Origin of the sequence: Peptoclostridium sp. AF21-18 (assembly GCF_003478825.1) — a bacterium.
GTDB lineage: Bacteria > Bacillota > Clostridia > Peptostreptococcales > Peptostreptococcaceae > Peptacetobacter.
Genome location: NZ_QUGE01000053.1, coordinates 1 through 1242, shown reverse-complemented (window position 1 = coordinate 1242; position 1242 = coordinate 1). Strand labels below are relative to the sequence as shown.

1 protein-coding gene is annotated in these 1242 nt (G+C 36.2%); it reads left to right on the top strand.

Annotation, left to right across the window (positions count from 1 at the left end; translation table 11 throughout):
* The first annotated feature begins 1 nt into the window (after position 1).
* On the top strand, positions 2 to 1195 hold the full coding sequence (gene tuf / locus DWX74_RS10895; RefSeq protein ID WP_118549961.1) for an elongation factor Tu: 1194 nt from the start codon (positions 2 to 4) through the stop codon (positions 1193 to 1195).
* Positions 1196 to 1242: the final 47 nt, after the last annotated feature.

The following is a 1242-nucleotide window of genomic DNA, read 5'->3' as shown; positions in this document are numbered from 1 at the left end:
AATGGCTAAAGCTAAATTTGAAAGAAGTAAACCTCATGTTAATATAGGTACTATAGGACACGTTGACCACGGTAAAACTACATTAACAGCAGCAATAACAAAAACATTATTCGACAGATATCACTTAGGAGAAGCAGTAGATTTCGCTAACATAGATAAAGCTCCAGAAGAAAGAGAAAGAGGAATCACAATATCAACTGCACACGTTGAATATGAAACTCCAAACAGACATTACGCACACGTTGACTGCCCAGGACATGCTGACTACGTTAAAAACATGATAACTGGTGCTGCACAGATGGATGGTGCTATATTAGTTGTATCAGCAACTGATGGTCCAATGCCTCAGACAAGAGAACATATACTATTATCAAGACAGGTTGGTGTACCTTACATAGTTGTATTCTTAAACAAATGTGATATGGTAGACGACGAAGAACTTCTTGAATTAGTTGAAATGGAAGTAAGAGAATTATTAAACGAATATGATTTCCCAGGAGATGATACTCCAATAGTAAGAGGATCTGCATTAAAAGCATTAGAAGATCCATCAAGCGAATGGGGAGATAAAATAGTAGAATTCTTCGAAATGATAGATGAATATATACCAGCTCCAGAAAGAGACGTTGATAAAGACTTCTTAATGCCAGTAGAAGACGTATTCTCTATAACAGGTAGAGGAACAGTTGCAACAGGTAGAGTTGAAAGAGGAGTACTTAAAGTACAGGACGAAGTTGAACTAGTAGGATTAGCAGAAGCTCCAAGAAAAGTAGTAGTAACAGGAGTAGAAATGTTCAGAAAATTACTAGATCAGGCAGAAGCTGGAGATAACATAGGAGCATTATTAAGAGGTGTTCAGAGAAATGAAATAGAAAGAGGACAGGTTCTTGCAAAACCAGGAACAGTTAATGCTCATACAAAATTCACAGCAGAAATATACGTTCTTAAAAAAGAAGAAGGTGGAAGACATACTCCATTCTTCGATGGATACAGACCACAGTTCTACTTCAGAACAACAGACGTAACAGGAGCTTGTAAATTACCAGAAGGAACAGAAATGGTAATGCCTGGAGATAACGTAACAATAGAAGTTGACTTAATAAACTCTATATGTGTTGAAGAAGGATTAAGATTCGCAATAAGAGAAGGTGGAAGAACTGTAGCATCTGGTGTAGTTGCATCAATAATAGAATAATTAATTGATAGATAATTACTTAAGTGTTATAGATAAAAGAGAGATCA

Excerpts from the sequence above, each read along its gene's own strand:
- tuf (WP_118549961.1), top strand. The coding sequence starts at position 2 with ATGGCTAAAGCTAAATTTGAAAGAAGTAAACCTCATGTTAATATAGGT.